This window comes from Schaalia odontolytica (assembly GCF_005696695.1).
Lineage (GTDB): Bacteria > Actinomycetota > Actinomycetes > Actinomycetales > Actinomycetaceae > Pauljensenia > Pauljensenia odontolytica_C.
On sequence record NZ_CP040006.1, the window covers coordinates 809,092 to 823,841 of the forward strand.

15 protein-coding genes are annotated in these 14,750 nt (G+C 64.6%); 4 read left to right on the plus strand and 11 right to left on the minus strand.

Features of this window, described 5'->3' with window-relative positions:
- Positions 1 to 2: 2 nt before the first annotated feature.
- The 3 genes from FBF35_RS03495 to FBF35_RS03505 all read right to left on the minus strand — a co-directional run bounded on the left by FBF35_RS03495 (position 3) and on the right by FBF35_RS03505 (position 3,232).
- Entirely contained in the window at positions 3 to 1,187 is a 1,185-nt protein-coding gene (locus FBF35_RS03495; RefSeq protein WP_060566702.1) for a hypothetical protein, read from the minus strand.
- Positions 1,181 to 1,471 (minus strand): hypothetical protein, encoded by a 291-nt coding sequence (locus FBF35_RS03500; protein WP_060566704.1) that lies wholly within the window; start codon positions 1,469 to 1,471, stop codon positions 1,181 to 1,183. The genes FBF35_RS03495 and FBF35_RS03500 overlap by 7 nt, the downstream gene beginning before the upstream one ends.
- 99 nt (positions 1,472 to 1,570) lie before the next feature.
- Positions 1,571 to 3,232, minus strand: a complete 1,662-nt coding sequence (locus tag FBF35_RS03505; protein WP_060567181.1) for an L-lactate permease — start codon at positions 3,230 to 3,232, stop codon at positions 1,571 to 1,573.
- 182 nt (positions 3,233 to 3,414) lie between these two features.
- Between FBF35_RS03505 and leuA the strand changes: the two genes are divergently transcribed.
- Positions 3,415 to 5,169 (plus strand): 2-isopropylmalate synthase, encoded by a 1,755-nt coding sequence (gene leuA / locus FBF35_RS03510; protein WP_060566706.1) that lies wholly within the window; start codon positions 3,415 to 3,417, stop codon positions 5,167 to 5,169.
- Between the two features lie 70 nt (positions 5,170 to 5,239).
- Here the strand turns inward: leuA and FBF35_RS03515 are convergent, their stop codons facing one another.
- Entirely contained in the window at positions 5,240 to 5,824 is a 585-nt protein-coding gene (locus FBF35_RS03515) for a TetR/AcrR family transcriptional regulator (RefSeq protein ID WP_060566707.1), read from the minus strand.
- A 244-nt stretch (positions 5,825 to 6,068) separates the two neighbouring features.
- Positions 6,069 to 6,608 (minus strand): TetR/AcrR family transcriptional regulator, encoded by a 540-nt coding sequence (locus FBF35_RS03520; protein WP_034467160.1) that lies wholly within the window; start codon positions 6,606 to 6,608, stop codon positions 6,069 to 6,071.
- 242 nt (positions 6,609 to 6,850) lie between these two features.
- Between FBF35_RS03520 and recO the strand changes: the two genes are divergently transcribed.
- Together recO and FBF35_RS03530 are read left to right on the plus strand one after the other, a co-directional pair.
- Entirely contained in the window at positions 6,851 to 7,588 is a 738-nt protein-coding gene (recO, locus tag FBF35_RS03525) for a DNA repair protein RecO (RefSeq protein ID WP_060566709.1), read from the plus strand.
- A complete protein-coding gene (locus FBF35_RS03530) occupies positions 7,585 to 8,409 on the plus strand; it encodes an isoprenyl transferase (RefSeq protein WP_060566711.1) in 825 nt (274 codons plus the stop codon). Before recO ends, FBF35_RS03530 begins: the two co-directional genes overlap by 4 nt.
- Here the strand turns inward: FBF35_RS03530 and FBF35_RS03535 are convergent.
- From FBF35_RS03535 to FBF35_RS03560, 6 genes are all read right to left on the minus strand, one after another.
- Positions 8,406 to 8,948: a hypothetical protein gene (locus FBF35_RS03535; protein ID WP_060566713.1), complete on the minus strand. Its 543-nt coding sequence runs from the start codon at positions 8,946 to 8,948 to the stop codon at positions 8,406 to 8,408. The two genes, FBF35_RS03530 and FBF35_RS03535, sit on opposite strands and share 4 nt — an antisense overlap.
- A gap of 113 nt (positions 8,949 to 9,061) precedes the next feature.
- Positions 9,062 to 9,451 carry a Fur family transcriptional regulator gene (locus FBF35_RS03540; protein ID WP_060566715.1) on the minus strand — a complete coding sequence of 130 codons (390 nt, stop codon included), beginning with the start codon at positions 9,449 to 9,451 and terminating at the stop codon, positions 9,062 to 9,064.
- Positions 9,452 to 9,464: 13 nt separating this feature from the next.
- Positions 9,465 to 10,394, minus strand: a complete 930-nt coding sequence (locus FBF35_RS03545; RefSeq protein ID WP_060566717.1) for a metal ABC transporter permease — start codon at positions 10,392 to 10,394, stop codon at positions 9,465 to 9,467.
- A 13-nt stretch (positions 10,395 to 10,407) separates the two neighbouring features.
- Positions 10,408 to 11,232, minus strand: coding sequence for a metal ABC transporter ATP-binding protein (locus FBF35_RS03550; RefSeq protein ID WP_060566719.1), 825 nt, complete (start codon positions 11,230 to 11,232; stop codon positions 10,408 to 10,410).
- On the minus strand, positions 11,229 to 12,269 hold the full coding sequence (locus FBF35_RS03555) for a metal ABC transporter substrate-binding protein (protein ID WP_060566721.1): 1,041 nt from the start codon (positions 12,267 to 12,269) through the stop codon (positions 11,229 to 11,231). Before FBF35_RS03555 ends, FBF35_RS03550 begins: the two co-directional genes overlap by 4 nt.
- A gap of 65 nt (positions 12,270 to 12,334) precedes the next feature.
- A complete protein-coding gene (locus FBF35_RS03560) occupies positions 12,335 to 13,351 on the minus strand; it encodes a LacI family DNA-binding transcriptional regulator (protein WP_060566723.1) in 1,017 nt (338 codons plus the stop codon).
- A gap of 165 nt (positions 13,352 to 13,516) precedes the next feature.
- Here FBF35_RS03560 and FBF35_RS03565 point away from each other — a divergent pair, with 165 nt between their 5' ends.
- Positions 13,517 to 14,743, plus strand: a complete 1,227-nt coding sequence (locus tag FBF35_RS03565; RefSeq protein ID WP_060566726.1) for an extracellular solute-binding protein — start codon at positions 13,517 to 13,519, stop codon at positions 14,741 to 14,743.
- Positions 14,744 to 14,750 lie beyond the last annotated feature (7 nt).

Genomic DNA, 14,750 nt, shown 5'->3' on the forward strand with positions numbered 1-14,750 from the left:
CTTTATCGGCGACCGTTATTGTCGTAGACCGGCTGAAAAGGTGGTTGTTGGCCGACCTTCCAGGTGTATGTCTTGGTCATGCTCCCACTGGTCTCGAAGCTTTTGGCCCATCCGAGTTCCTCGAAACGGCCGTTGACATCATCGCCGAGGCCTGTAATTGAGTCGTGATCGCCCCTGTTGAAGTTCCACTTGTCCCGCGCATGAACGGTCACGGTCGCGGTGATCGTGTCCCCGTTGACCTGAACGTCGGTGTCGGTGTAGGTGTTGTGGCCGCCGAGTGTCCATCTCCAGTTCGCTGTCTCCGGATAATTTCCGGTTGCGCCGAGACTGGTCTGGGGTCCATGGAGCGTGACGCCGGACTGGCCGGCCAAAGCCGCCTCGTTCGCCGCTGCCAGCGCACCATTGAGTTCTCCGTTGACGTGGTTACGGATACCTGCGTCCTCCTTGTACGCTCTCTCGTAATCGACAGACATGGGCGTGCCGGTGTTGTCGCGGAAATGCGCGTAGCACCTCGCTGCGTCGGTCATGCCGAGGCTATATGCGCCGCCGAGGCCGCTCTGTCCCGCCTCCCAGAGGGCATAATCTCCGGCGTTGGCTTGCCCCTTCTTTGACCCCCAGACGAAATCTTCGTCCCATTTCTGGGTGCGATCGGGCTCGACGGTCGAATAGCCGCCCCATGTCGTGTAAGGCGTCGCTCCCGGTCCGGCCGTGATTGCAGCCTGCAAATCGTACTGCTCGAAGGCCGAGACCCGCGGGGCCAGGATGTTTCGATACTGAGTCGCCAGGATGAAGAGTCGTCCGATGTCCTTGGGGCTTGCAAACAGCAGGCGGTTTCGGAGCGGTCGAACACCCCACGTGTCAGTGACGACGAAACCATGGAGCTCGATCTGCTCTACCAGCGTAATAACGTCGCCCTGAAGGCTCGTCTTGTTCGTGCGATATGTCGTAACGACAGTCTGTAACTCTTCAACCAGCGCGATGTGAGTGTTGATCTGGCTTTCAATCTTCTGCAGATTGGCGAGGAGCGCGTCGGCGCTCTGGCCCTGCATCGTCTGTGTAATGAGCTCTTTTGCGTGCGCAATATCGTCCAACTTCGCCTGATCCTCGCGAAGTACCAAATCGCACCTGGCAATCGTGTCCGTGAAGCTGGACAAATCGAGTGCGTAGAGTTCCGTTTTCGTTACCACGAAATGTCCCCCTTCAGGACGGAGGCAATCGAGTCGGAGATGTCGCGTTCCATGGCTTCGAAGGAATGGAGCGTCTTGAGCATGTTTGCGCGGGTCTTCTTCATCGCTTTCTGGATGCTCTTTTGTTCCTCATTGATGACCTGGATAGGCTCGCTGATCCGCTGTGCGTAGATGCGGCTGCACGGATCTCCCGCGGGGGGCGTGACCTCTGTGGTGGATGATGACCCGTCGAGGTACTGAGCCGCCGTGCGTAAGGCGTCGCTCGAAAAACTCAAGTCCGGCACTGTCGTCTCCTTTGTCCGTACTTCTGTTAGGAGCCTACAAGGGGGAGGTCCCGGGAAGCAACTTGCTTCCCGGGACCTCCCGAGCCCATCCGCCGGCGATCAGTGCGGCATGTAGGCGCCGAGCCAGCCCTGGGATGCGATGAACACCAGGGTGCACAGCACGAGGAGCAGGCCGATCGAGTAGGGGGCGGCCTTCTTGAGGATTTCCGCGTCGGAGCCCTTCGAATCCACCGCGGTCGCGGCGATCGCGAGGTTCTGCGGGGAAACGATCTTGCCGATACCGCCGCCGATTGTGTTGGCGGCCAGCAGGATCGACGGGTCGAGGCCCGCGCCGGCTGCGGCGGTCGACTGCAGGTTTGCGAAGAGCGCGCCCGCCGAGGTCGCGGAGCCTGCGACGGCCGTGCCGATCCAGCCCAGGATGGGGGAGAGGAACGCGAAGGCCGCGCCCGTCGTCGCCAGCGCGGCGCCGATCGAGGTGGTCTGGCCGGAGAAGTTCATGACGAAGGCGAGGGCCATGACGGAGGCGATCGTCAGGATGGCCATGCGCAGCGAGTAGATGGTGCGCGGCAGGACCGCGAACATCTCACCCACGGAGGTCTGGAAGCGTCCGTTCGAGGAGTTCGTGCCGTAGACGATGGCGACGATGATGCCGGTGACGAAGATCCAGGTGCCGGGGTTGGACAGGATCTGCAGGTTGTAGTTGGCGGCGGTCGAGGGGGAACCGTCGGCGGTCAGCAGGTTGCCGTAGATGCCGGGCCACGGGATCTTCACGTCTGTCGAGGAGAAGAAGGCAGCGACCGGCTTGGCCAGCTTCGTGATCGCGATGATGACGACGACGAGGACGTAGGGCAGCAGGGCCAGGCCGATGCGCGAGCCGGTGGGCTTGTCGGCCTCGTCGGCCTCGGTTGCGCACTCCGCAGGGGTCGTCGGGCCCCAGACCAGCAGGAAGACGTAGCAGGCCGCGAAGCCCAGGAGTGAGGCGACGACGGCGGTTAGCTCGTAGGAGACCGATGGGGTGAAGAAGTGGCCCGCACCGGCAGCAAGGCCGGCAACGAGGGCGAGGGGCCAGAGCTGGCGCACGCCGCGGCTACCGTCGAGGATGAACAGCATTAGGACCGGGATGAACAGACAGAAGATCCAGGTCAGGTGGCCCATGTCGCCGGCGACGACAACGGGCTCTGCGCCGCCGAGCTTACCCGCGGTGGTCGTGGGGATCGCCATGGCACCAAAGCCCACGTTGATGGCGTTGCCGACGACGGTGACGACAGCAGCCTTGATCTTCGGGACGCCGAGGGTCACTAGCATGGCGCAGGTGATGGCCACGGGGGCGCCGAAGCCGGCCAGGCCCTCGAGCAGGCCGCAGAAGCACCAAGCGACGATGAGGGCCTGGGCGCGCTGGTCGCCGCGGCCGATCGTATTAAAGACGGCCTTCAGGTCAGAGCTGCGGCCCGACTTCTCGGTGAGGTTGTAGAGCCACACGGCCGCGATGATGATGTAGATGATCGGCATGAAGCCCATCGCGGCGCCCTGCGTGCCGGACAGGAGCGCCATACCGACGGGCATCTTGAAGGCGAACACCGCGATGCCCAGGGACAGCACGAGGGAAATGAGCGAGCACCAGTGGGTGGCGACCTTGAAGACGCCCATGAGGACGAAGAAGACGACGAGCGGAAGGAGCCCGACGACGGCTGTCAGGAAGACATTCCCCGCGACTGCCGTCGTCGACGGGGTAAAGGATTGGGCTAACAAGAGAGAAGTCATGGCTGCTCCGCGCGTCAGTGTGTGGGACATTGGACCCAATTATCATGACATATGAACGCTGAGGCGTACACATTTTTGAGCGTTTTTCTTTGTCAATTCTGGATGGGGGAGCGCGCCGCATCTCACGTCCAGTATGCGCAGCGTCTGCTCGCGGGCGGGGCCTCGTCGATAGACTACGAAGCGTGAAGACTACATCCGCTGTTCCCGTCCCCTCCGGTTCGCGCATGCCGATTCGTAAGTATCGGCCGTTCCTCGATACGAATCCGATCGACCTGCCGGATCGCCAGTGGCCCTCCAAGCGCATCACGAAGGCGCCGCGCTGGATGTCCACCGACCTGCGCGATGGCAACCAGGCCCTCATCGAGCCGATGGATCCTGCTCGCAAGCGCCGCATGTTCGACCTGCTCATTAAGCTGGGTTATAAGGAGATCGAGATTGGTTTCCCCGCGGCCTCGCAGACGGACTACGACTTCGTGCGCTCCCTGATCGAGGACGACGCGGTGCCCGAAGATGTGACGATCTCGGTGCTCACCCAGTCGCGCCCCGAGCTGATCGAGCGCACGGTCGAGGCCATGGTGGGCTTCCCGCGCGCGACGGTGCACCTCTACAATGCGACGGCCCCCGTGTTCCGCGAGGTCGTCTTCCACGCTGATAAGGCGCAGACGATCGAGCTCGCCCAGTCCGGTGCGCGCGAGATTATTGCGCAGGCTGAGAAGCGCCTGGGCGATGAGACGATCTTCGGATTCGAGTACTCGCCCGAGATCTTCGTCGACACCGAGCTCGATTTCGCCCTCGAGGCGTGCGAGTCCATCATGGACGTCTGGGAGCCGGGCGAGGGACGCGAGATTGTCCTGAACCTGCCGTCCACGGTCGAGCGTGCGACCCCGAACGTGTTCGCTGATCAGATCGAGTGGATGAGCCGCAACCTGAGCCGCCGCGAGTACGTGGCGCTGTCCGTGCACCCGCACAATGACCGCGGCACGGGCGTGGCGACGGCCGAGCTGGCGCTGCTGGCCGGCGCGGACCGTATCGAGGGTTGCCTGCTGGGCCAGGGCGAGCGCACCGGCAACGTCGACCTGCTGACGCTGGGCCTGAACCTGTTCAGCCAGGGTATCGATCCGGGCATCGACTTCTCCGACGTGGACGCGATTCGCCGTACGGTCGAGTACTGCACGCAGATGGAGACGTCCCCGCGCGCCCCCTACGTCGGCGACCTCGTTTACACGAGCTTCTCCGGTTCCCACCAGGACGCGATCAAGAAGGGCTTCACCGCCCGCAAGGCTAAGGTTGACGCGGCCGGCGGCGACGAGGAAGCGGTCGTGTGGGAGCTGCCCTACCTGCCGATCGACCCGCACGACGTGGGCCGCTCGTACGAGGCCGTGGTGCGCGTGAACTCGCAGTCCGGCAAGGGTGGCGTCGCCTACCTCATGTCGACGGCGCACGCCCTGGAGCTGCCGCGTCGCCTGCAGGTGGAGTTCTCTCGCATCGTCCAGCGCCACACCGACACCTACGGCGGCGAGATCAATGCGGCCACGCTGTGGCAGATCTTCGCGGACGAGTACCTGCCCACGAGTGCCGCTCCCGGTCTGGAGCCGTGGGGTCGCTTCGATCTGCGCGCCTCGCAGGTCTCGTCGATCGACGATGAACACGTCGAGCTCAACGCGACGCTCACGGACGGCGGCGAGACCGTGAAGGTGCAGGCAACGGGTACGGGCCCGATCGACGCCTTCGTCTCGGCGCTGCACGAGTTCGATCTCGATGTGCGCATCCTCGACTACTCCGAGCACGCGATGAGCCAGGGGCGCGACGCCCGAGCCGCCGCCTACGTGGAGGCCGCGGTTGACGGTCAGATCGTGTGGGGCGTCGGCATCGACTCCTCGATCACGCGCGCGTCCTACAAGGCCGTCATCTCGGCGGTTAACCGAGCCCTGCGCTAAGCGCTCGCAGACAGATAAGGCGAACCCCGGCCTCGTTGATGGAGAAACGAGGCCGGGGTTCGTCGTGTCATCAGGTGCGCTGGGCGGCCGGGATCGGGTTGGCCGCCAGGGCCTCAAGGGATCGGCGCACCTGGCCGTCGAGGACGCGGGCGATGCGCTCGGTGAGGATGTAGGGGTCGGTGCTCATGCCGGTTGCGAGCCACTGAGAGGTGTGGCCGAGAATGGCGAGGGTGAAGTGGTCGGTGACGAACACTCGATCGTCTTCGGTGACCTGCAGATCGATGCTGTGCTGATCGACGATGGGTTCCATGACGGCTCGCAGCTGCTTGTGGAGGAAAATCTGCAGGTCCTCCATGCCGATGGAGGAGACGACGGAACGGGTCTCTTCGGGGTGGTTTTGCATCCACACGAACATGGCGAGCAGGCCATCGGACCAGTCATCGTAGGTGGTGTTGGCGATGATCTGGTCGGCGACCTCGCGCTTGAAGACCCACACGGTGAGGTCGCGGATGTCAGAGAAGTGGTAGTAGAAGGCCTGGCGTGTCACGCCGGCGGTGCGCGTGATTCCGGAAACCGTCACCTTCGACAGTGGGACGGTCGTGAGGGCCTCGCGCAGGGCGCGTGCGAGCCGCTCTTTCGCATCGGGGTGGGGCATCAGTGATCCTCGGCGACAAGAAACGATGAGGTTACGTGCGAACTATACATGCAAATTCGCGGAGCTGCCTACTGCCTGTCTAGACAGAACTGACCAATCGTACAGCGAGGCCCAGGTCATGCGTCTAGGGATTGGTTGTCACGATTGTGTTGCGGATATGCGTCAGGCCCCGGTCTCGTTGGAACGAGGCCGGGGCCTGACGTGAGCTGTGTCTGCCCTCGTGCGGTTGGTGGGAATTACCGCATTACTTGGCGAGACGACCCAGCGCCGGGGTGGTCTGGTCGGTCATGAGCACTCGCATGCGCGCAATCGCGAGCGAGGGGTTGACCTCCAGGCCGGAGAGCATCCACTGAGCCATGTGGGCGGTGGTCGCCAGAGCGAAGTGCTGAGCGACGACGTCGCGCGCCGTGGCCGAGGCGGAGCCGGGGAGGCGGGACTCGATGAGTTCCTGAATGTGGGAGGCCAGGAACGCCCACAGGTCGTTCGCCTCGATGGTCTTCATGGCGGCGGCGGTCTCGTCGCGATGGGCGTGCATCCACGTCATGGTCGCTTCGATGGCGTCGAGCCATTCTCCCGAACTGGTGGTCAGGTGCGCTGTGACTTCCTCGCGGAAAACCCAGGCATTGAGGTCGTTGAGGGAGTTGAAGTGGTAGTAGAACGCTTGACGGGTGACCCCGGCGGAGCGTGTCAGTGCGCTGACAGAGATCTTTGACAGCGGGGTCTGCGTCAGGGCCTGGCGCAGTGCGGTGCCAAGCTTTTCGCGGGCATCAATCGGCGGAGCCATTTGTTTCCTTCCTTCGACGGTTATGGGTAAACCATATCCAGTTACGAAGAAACTATCTACTCGAAAACCATTTGCCGGCTGTGTAACCGACCACGCTGTCAGTTTCTCATACATTGTTGACAGTGCACGCGGGGGCGCTTGTCGATCGATGTGACAGCGCACTTCACAACAGATTTCGCGCCCTGCGATGCGGGCCGGGCCTCCTCTCCCAAGTCCCGCGGTCGTGACACAATGTTCGTGTGATGAAGTCCTATCGAGACGAGGCGATCGTCCTGCGCACCCACAAGCTGGGCGAAGCGGATCGCATCATCACGCTTCTCACCGCCGAGCATGGGCAGGTGCGCGCCGTCGCCAAGGGAGTGCGCAAGACGACCTCAAAGTTCGGCGCGCGCGTCGAACCCTTCTCCGTCATTGATGCCCAGCTCCATCGAGGCCGCACTCTCGACACTCTCACCCAGGTCGCCTCAATCGCCCAATACGGCGACGCCATCGCCGCCAACTATGACCTCTACCTTGCGGCCACCGTCGTCGTCGAAACCGCCGAGCGCCTCACCACGGACGCTCACGACGGCACCCACTCCCAATACCTGCTCCTCCTGGGGGCGCTTAACGCCCTGGCGCGAGGCCGTCACGACCCGACCCTCATTCGCACGTCCTACACGCTGCGCGCCCTCGCTCTCGCCGGATGGGCGCCCTCCTGCTTCGACTGCGCCGTGTGCGGCACCCAGGGGCCGCACACCTCGTTCTCGATCCCCGACGGTGGAACCGTCTGCGATACCTGCCGACCGCCCGGCGCCTCCTCGCCCGCACCCGACACGGTGGCCCTCCTCGGTCAGCTGCTCAGTGGCGACTGGGAGCGGGCCGACCGGTGCGAACCCTACGCGCGCACCGAGGCCTCGGGCCTCATCTCCTCGTACACTCAATGGCATCTGGAACGTCGCCTGCGCTCGCTGAGCGTCATCGATAGGAGTCACCCATGACGGACCTGCGACCCACCCCCATGGACCGCGCACCGAACGACCCCACCGCGCCGCTGCTCGGCCCCGGCCAGTGGCACTGCGAGGCGCCCGTCTTCCGTAAGGGTGAGGTGCCCGCGCACGTCGCGCTCATCATGGACGGAAACGGGCGCTGGGCCAATAGCCGAGGCCTGGCGCGCACCGAGGGACATCGGGCGGGGGAGTACGCGCTCATGGACACGATCGCCGGTGCGATCGACGCGGGTGTGCGCTACCTGAGCGTCTACACGTTCTCCACCGAAAACTGGAAACGTTCGCCCGCCGAGGTCTCTTTCATCATGAACTACGCCTCCGACGTGCTCGCGCGGCGCACCGACCAGCTCGCCCAGTGGGGTGTGCACGTGCGGTGGAGTGGGCGCCGGCCCAAGCTGTGGAAGAGCGTCATCAACGCGCTGGAGAAGGCTGATCGGGCGACCTCACACTGCAAGACTCTCGACCTGATCATGTGCGTGAACTACGGTGGTCGAGCCGAGCTGGCGGACGCCGCGCGCTCCATCGCCGAGGACGTCGTGGCGGGGCGTCTGAGCCCGCGCGGTGTCACCGAAAAGACGCTCTCGCGCCACCTCTACCTGCCTGACGTGCCCGACGTCGACCTCATGATCCGTACGTCGGGGGAGCAGCGCCTGTCCAACTACCTGCTGTGGCAGATGGCGTATGCGGAAATGATGTTCGTCGACACCCCCTGGCCCGCGTTCGACCGCGAGGAGCTGTGGGGGTGCCTGGAGGAGTTCGCGGGACGCGATCGCCGTTTCGGCGGTGCGGTCGACCGTGTCGCGCAGTCCTAGGCGTTGTCTGTAGCCAGCGCCGCGTCGACCGCGCGGCGCTTACGGCGGCCCCACGCGATCTTCGCGGCGATCAGCGCGATGATGAGGGCGAGGCCCGCCCAGCCCCAGGGGGAACCGGCAACCGCACGGATCGCCGTAGCGAAGACCGCGAGCGTGCCGAGGCCGTACAGCAACGCCCAGAGGACACAGCCCGGGATCATCGCGATCGTGTAGGTGCTCCAGCGCATGCGCACGAGGCCCGCGCCCGCGTTGATTGCCGTCTGGATGCCCACCGTCAGGAAGCACAGGGGAATGGCGATGATGCCCCACTTGTCCAGCATGGCCGCGCCCTTGCGGGGAACCGGGCCGTCGAACCAGCGGGCCATGGTGCCCAGGAAGCCCTGTCGTCCTGTTGCCAGGACTGCGCCGGAGGCGGCGCCGCGAGCCAGCCAGTAGGTCGCCTGCGCGCGGAAGAAAACGACCACAAACAGGAAGACGAAGAGCCAGATACCTTCGCGTGCAAACGCAGGGACCATGGAGTCGATTCCGGCGGCGAACATGACACTCCCAGACTGAGGCTAACCAAACGAAGCCTATCCTAACCTACGCAAGAGGCCTGGGAAAGCGTCGTCCGCTTCCCAGGCCTCGTCGTGACTGATGCAGCCTCAGTAGGTCACTTCTTCGACTGGCACGAGCTGCATACCCCGAAGAGCTCCAGGGAATGCTCGACATCTCCAAAACCGTGCGCCGCTGCGACCGAATCCACCCACGACTCGATCTGCGACTGCTCGATCTCCTCGGTGAAACCGCACTTGCGGCACACCAGGTGATGATGGTGGTGGTGCGTCGTGCACGAGCGGTACAGGGCCTCGCCGTCGGAGGAGCGCAGCGTGTCGACGCGGCCGTCATCCGCGAGGCTCTGGAGCGAGCGGTACACGGTTGCCAGGCCCACGCGCTGCCCCTGGACGTGCAGGTCCTCAAAGATCTGCTGGGCGCTGCGGAAGTCGCTGACACGGGTCAGCTCATCGAGGACCGCCTGACGCTGCTTCGTCATGCGCTGCATGGTGTTCCCTTCCTCATGATGCGTCTGCGTGAGCGAGGTGTTCGCGCTCCGGATGCTGGTTGAGACCGCGGGCTGCGCGAAGCCTGCGCACCCTGCGGATACGGTCCACAATAGCCCGGATCGTAAATCCAATCGCGTACAGGCAGATTGCGCCGACAACGATGGTCGCGCCGGGCGACAGGTCAACGAAGTACGTCAGCGACAGGCCGCACGTGCAGATGATGACCCCGAGAGCCATCGCGATGCCCATCGTGGAGCGGAAGGAGCGTGCTCCGAGCTGTGCGATTGCCACGGGGATGACCATCAGTGCGCTGACTAGCAGCGAGCCGACGACCCGCATCGCGACGGCCACGGTCAGTGCCGACAGGATCGCGATGAGCAGGGACAGCGTGCGTACGGGCAGCCCCGTCGAGCGTGCGAAGTCCTCGTCGTTGGTCACCGAGAAGAGCGCGGGGGCCAGGCCCACGCCGAGCGCCACGATTGCGACCCCGAGGAGCGTGATGAGCGTAATGTCGCTCCACCGCACGGTCGAGATCGAACCGAACAGATAGGAGTTCAGCTGGGCGGACGTGCCGCCTGCGAGGCCGATCAGGAGGACGCCGCCGGCGATGCCCCCGTAGAACAGCATGGCCAGGGCAGTGTCGCCGGATGTGCGACCGCTCTGGCGGACCAGCTCGATCGTGATTGCGCCGAGTAGGGAGATGATGACCGCGCCGGGGATCGCCCACGAGTCGGCGGGGCTCACGTTCGCGAACGTGCCCGCCAGCCACCCCAGCGCAACACCGGTCAGAGAGATGTGGCCGATGCCGTCGCCGAGCATGGCGAGGCGCCGATGGACCAGGTAGGTGCCGATGATCGGGGCGGTGAGGCCGACGATCAAGGCGGCGAGCAGCGAACGCTGCATCATCGGTGAGGACAGGAGGGTCGTCAGTGCGTCAATCATGCGTTGCTCCCGTCTAGATTCCGCTCACGAGGCCGTGGTCGACCGTCACGGGCCTCGTCTCGGTCTCGGGGTGGCAGTGGTCGCCGCCGCCGTGGTGCTGCTCGTGATCATCCTCGATGTGGGGCGGGCCGTCGTAGGAGACGTGTCCCGCGTTGATGTGCAGCTCGCGATCCAAGAGCGGGCCGAGCTCGCCCAGTTCGTGCAGGACGATGAGGATCGTGGTCCCCTCCGCCTTGGCCTCGGCGACGATCTGCGCGAGGCGCGCTCGCGATGTCGCGTCGATCCCAGCCATCGGCTCGTCCATGATGAGCAGCTCAGGTCGGCGCACGAGGGCGCGCGCGATGAGGACGCGTTGTGCCTGCCCGCCCGACAGAATGTTGAGGGGGGAGTGGGCGCGGTGGGCCATGCCGACGCGCTCGAGGGCGGCCAGAGCCTTCGCTGTGTCGCCCGGCAGTGCCCACAGGCGACGAGGCCCGAGCAGGCCGGATCGCACGACCTCGATCGCGCTGGCGCTAATCGCGCCGCCCGAGGAGATGCGCTGGGGGACGTAGCCGATCTTGTTCCACGGCACGCGGCGGCGAGTGGAAATCGAGTGACCGAAGAGCTGGGCGTCGCCGCTTGTGATGGGCGCGGTGCCCAGCAGGGCCTTCAGGGTTGTGGACTTACCCGATCCGTTGGAACCGGTGATCGCTACGGTCTGGCCGGCGGGGATATCGAGCGAGATCCCGTGGAGGATCAGGTCCGTATCCCAGGCCACGTGCAGGTTGTCGAGACGCACGACGGCGGTCGCCTCCGCGAAGGAGGCTCCCGCCGTCGTGGGGTTGTCAGTCGTTGTCACTGGCAGTCGAGGGCTTTCGTCAGGGCGTCAATGTTGGAGTTCATCGTCGCGGCGTAGTCCTTGGACGCGTCGGTCTGGGACTCGATCGGGTCTAGGACGGCCGTCGTGATGCCGAGGTCGTCGGCCAGGGTCTGAGCGACCTTGGGATCGATGAGGGCCTCGGTGAAGATCGTCGTCACGCCCTGCTCCTTGGCGATCTGGGCGATTTCAGCCAGACGCGCGGGGGAGGGGGAGGACTCGGGGTCGAGGCCGGAGATGCCGACCTGGGTCAGGCCCGTGCGGTCCGCCAGGTAACCGAAGGCGGTGTGGGCGGTGACGAAGGTCTTGACCTTGCAGCTCGAGGTCTTGGTGACCAGGGTGTCGCTCAGGGTGTTGAGCTCCTCGGCCAGGGCCTTCGCGTTCGCCTTGTAGACGTCGGCGTGGGCGGAGTCAGCCTCGGCGAGCTTGTCGCCCACCAGGGTGGCGGCATGCGCCATGCGGGTGGGATCCAGCCAGAAGTGCGGGTCCGCGCTCATGTCGTGGTGGTGCTCGTGGCCCTCGTGGTCGTGGCCTTCGTGGTCGTGGCCCTCATGATCATGGTCGTGGGCTTCGGTCTCGCCGGACTGGGCCTCCTCGGTGGCCTCTTCCTCCTCCTCGGCGGGGTGGTTGGCGTCGGTGCCCGCCTCAACCAGCTCGGCTGCGGGAGAGACGTCGATGACGGTCTTGGGGGCCTGCTGCTCGATGGCCTCGTCAACCGCGCTCTGGAAGCCCGCGAGGTAGACGACCGCGTCCGCGGAGGACAGAGAGTCGACCATCTTGGGGGAGAGCTCGAGGTCGTGCGGCTCGGCGCCTTCCGGGGTCAGAGAGGTGACGGAAACGTGCTCGCCGCCGATCTTCTCAGCCAGGTACTGCAGGGGGTAGAACGAGGCCATGACGGTCAGTTTGCCGTCCTTGGAGGAGCTATCTCCGGACGTGGCCGTGGAGGTGCAGGCGGACAGGGCGAGCGCTGTGGCAGCCGCGCATGCGGCAGCAAGGATTCTCTTCGACATGAAAATCATTCTCTTTGAAATTGAGAATCTTTGTCAAGTCAATCTCGGTGCCCGGACCGCCGTGATCTGGGGAGTTAGCGGACGTGTCCAGTGGAGCTCCGCACGATCAAATCGGGCGAAAAGACGTAGTCGGCGTGCGTGGGGGTGTAGTCGGCTGTGTTCAATGCCTCGAAGAGGGCGCGCACGGCGGATGCGACGATCGACTGCACGGGCTGGTGGATCGTCGTGAGTGCCGGATCCAGGTGGCTCATGAGGAACGTGTCGTCGAAGCCGATGACCGAGACGTCGCTCGGGACGGATAGGCCGAGCGAGGAGATCGTGCGGATGGCGCCGAGGGCCTGCAGGTCGGATCCGGTGATGATTGCTGTCACGCCGCGCTCCAGGAGGGCGTGCGTGTAGGCGGCAGCGGCCTCGTACGTGTAGAAGGTTTCTTCGATGATGGGGGAGTGGTCTCCGATCAGCTCGCCCATCACCTGTGTGAATGCCTCGGCCTTACGTAGGGCCGGGACAATGTGCGTGCGGCCGGTGAGAAGCGCGATGCGCGTGTGGCCCAGCTCGTGCAGGTGAGTGACCGCGGCGCGAATGCCGAGGGAATCTCCGGTGGAAAAGTCGGGGGCTGGGACCTCCGGGCGCGCGCCGTTGATCGTGACGAAGGGGATTCCGCGCGCAGCGACGTCGTGATAGGGGGAAAGGTCGGACAGGAGATCCGCGTGCCTGCCGGAGACAAAGATGAGTCCGTCGACGCGGTGATCAATGAGTGAGGAGAGGTGGTCGAACTCGGACGTCGCGCCCGGTGTCTGCGTGCGAATGAGGGCGATGCCGCCCGCGCGGGAGATCTCCTCTTGAAGGTGATGGGCGAAGGAGGCGAAGATCGGGTTCGTCAGCTCCGGCACGATAACGCCGACCGTCGGAGTGCTGGGCGTGTGCTCGCTGGGAGGGCGGTCGTAGCCCAGCTCGTCGATCGCCGTCAGGACCCTGCGGCGTGTGTCTTCGGAGACCTGGCCGACGCCGTTGAAAACGCGTGAAACAGTTGCGGTTGATACACCCGCATGGGCCGCGATATCGGCCATGCTTGTACGATTTTTGGTCATCGGCTCAACTCTCCTTTGGGTGTCCGAGTGCAGCTGTTTCCCTATAAATGTAACAGCTTGCACACAATTGCGAAAATTGTTGCAGAAACAAAATCGGGCGTATTACAGTGACCATGTAGCAGGTCGCTGATGGAGGCGACCCGCCTGACCAACACAGGAGTAATAATGCGACGTGGCATCGCAGCGCTCGGCGTCCTCGCGGCGGCTACCGCCCTGGCCGCCTGCAACAACGGCACCACCTCTTCCTCGACCTCCTCGGACAGCGCGAACACCGACGCTGTGGCGACCCTGACGATCTGGGCGGATGACACCCGCTTCTCCCAGGTTGAGGACCTCGCCGAGGACTTCACCACCAACACAGGCGTGAAGGTCAACGTCGTGCAGAAGTCTGAATCCGACATGGATACCGAGTTCACCACCCAGGTGCCCACCGGCAACGGCCCCGACCTGATCGTCATGGCCCACGACAAGCTGGGTGCACTCGTCGCTAACGGCGTCGTCGCCCCCGTGGACCTGGGCGAGGCCAAGTCCAACTTCGCAGACGTCGCCGTCAAGGCCGTCACCTACAACGGCCAGACCTACGGCGTCCCCTACGCCGTTGAGTCTGTCGCACTGGTGCGCAACAACGCCCTCACCAAGGACGAGCCCAAGACCTACGACGACATGATCGCCTCCGGTAAGACCGCCGGCGTCGAGTACCCCTTCATCATCCAGATGGGCGACAAGGGCGACCCGTACCACTTCTACGGCTTCCAGACCTCCTTCGGCGCCCCCGTCTTCAACACCAACGCTGACGGCGAGTACACCTCCGAGCTGGCCATGAGTGGCTCCGGCGGCACCGACTTCGCAAACTGGCTCAAGGCTCAGGCTGACGCGAATGTGTTCTCCACGTCCATCACGGGCGACATCGCCAAGCAGGCCTTCCTCGACGGCAAGGCCGCCTACACGGTGACCGGCCCCTGGAACGTCGCCGCCTTCCGCGAGGCCGGCATGGACGTCTCCGTCCTGCCGATCCCCTCCGCCGGCTCCCAGGCTGCGCAGCCCTTCGTTGGTGTCCAGATGTTCTACCAGAGTGCCAAGTCTGCCAACCCGGTCGCTGCCAAGCAGTTCTTCAACTACCTGGCCACCCCCGAGGCTCAGGAAGAGATGCAGAAGCTCGGTGGTCGCGCCTCTGCGATGCCTTCGGTCGCCGCCAAGTCGGATGACCAGGACATCAAGGACTTCGCGAAGGTTGCCGAGTCCGGCGCTCTCGCCCCCGCGATCCCCGCGATGGGTTCCGTCTGGAACTTCTGGGGCCAGACCGAGGCCAACATCGTGAGTGGCACCGAGGCCCCGGCCGAGGGCTGGGCGACCATGGTCACCAACATCAACAACGCGATCGCCTCCAAGTGATCGAACT

Excerpts from the sequence above, each read along its gene's own strand:
- FBF35_RS03505 (WP_060567181.1), bottom strand. The coding sequence starts at position 3,232 with ATGACTTCTCTCTTGTTAGCCCAATCCTTTACCCCGTCGACGACGGCA.
- FBF35_RS03515 (WP_060566707.1), bottom strand. The coding sequence starts at position 5,824 with ATGCCCCACCCCGATGCGAAAGAGCGGCTCGCACGCGCCCTGCGCGAG.
- FBF35_RS03520 (WP_034467160.1), bottom strand. The coding sequence starts at position 6,608 with ATGGCTCCGCCGATTGATGCCCGCGAAAAGCTTGGCACCGCACTGCGC.
- recO (WP_060566709.1), top strand. The coding sequence starts at position 6,851 with ATGAAGTCCTATCGAGACGAGGCGATCGTCCTGCGCACCCACAAGCTG.
- FBF35_RS03530 (WP_060566711.1), top strand. The coding sequence starts at position 7,585 with ATGACGGACCTGCGACCCACCCCCATGGACCGCGCACCGAACGACCCC.
- FBF35_RS03535 (WP_060566713.1), bottom strand. The coding sequence starts at position 8,948 with ATGTTCGCCGCCGGAATCGACTCCATGGTCCCTGCGTTTGCACGCGAA.
- FBF35_RS03540 (WP_060566715.1), bottom strand. The coding sequence starts at position 9,451 with ATGCAGCGCATGACGAAGCAGCGTCAGGCGGTCCTCGATGAGCTGACC.
- FBF35_RS03545 (WP_060566717.1), bottom strand. The coding sequence starts at position 10,394 with ATGATTGACGCACTGACGACCCTCCTGTCCTCACCGATGATGCAGCGT.
- FBF35_RS03555 (WP_060566721.1), bottom strand. The coding sequence starts at position 12,269 with ATGATTTTCATGTCGAAGAGAATCCTTGCTGCCGCATGCGCGGCTGCC.
- FBF35_RS03560 (WP_060566723.1), bottom strand. The coding sequence starts at position 13,351 with ATGACCAAAAATCGTACAAGCATGGCCGATATCGCGGCCCATGCGGGT.
- FBF35_RS03565 (WP_060566726.1), top strand. The coding sequence starts at position 13,517 with ATGCGACGTGGCATCGCAGCGCTCGGCGTCCTCGCGGCGGCTACCGCC.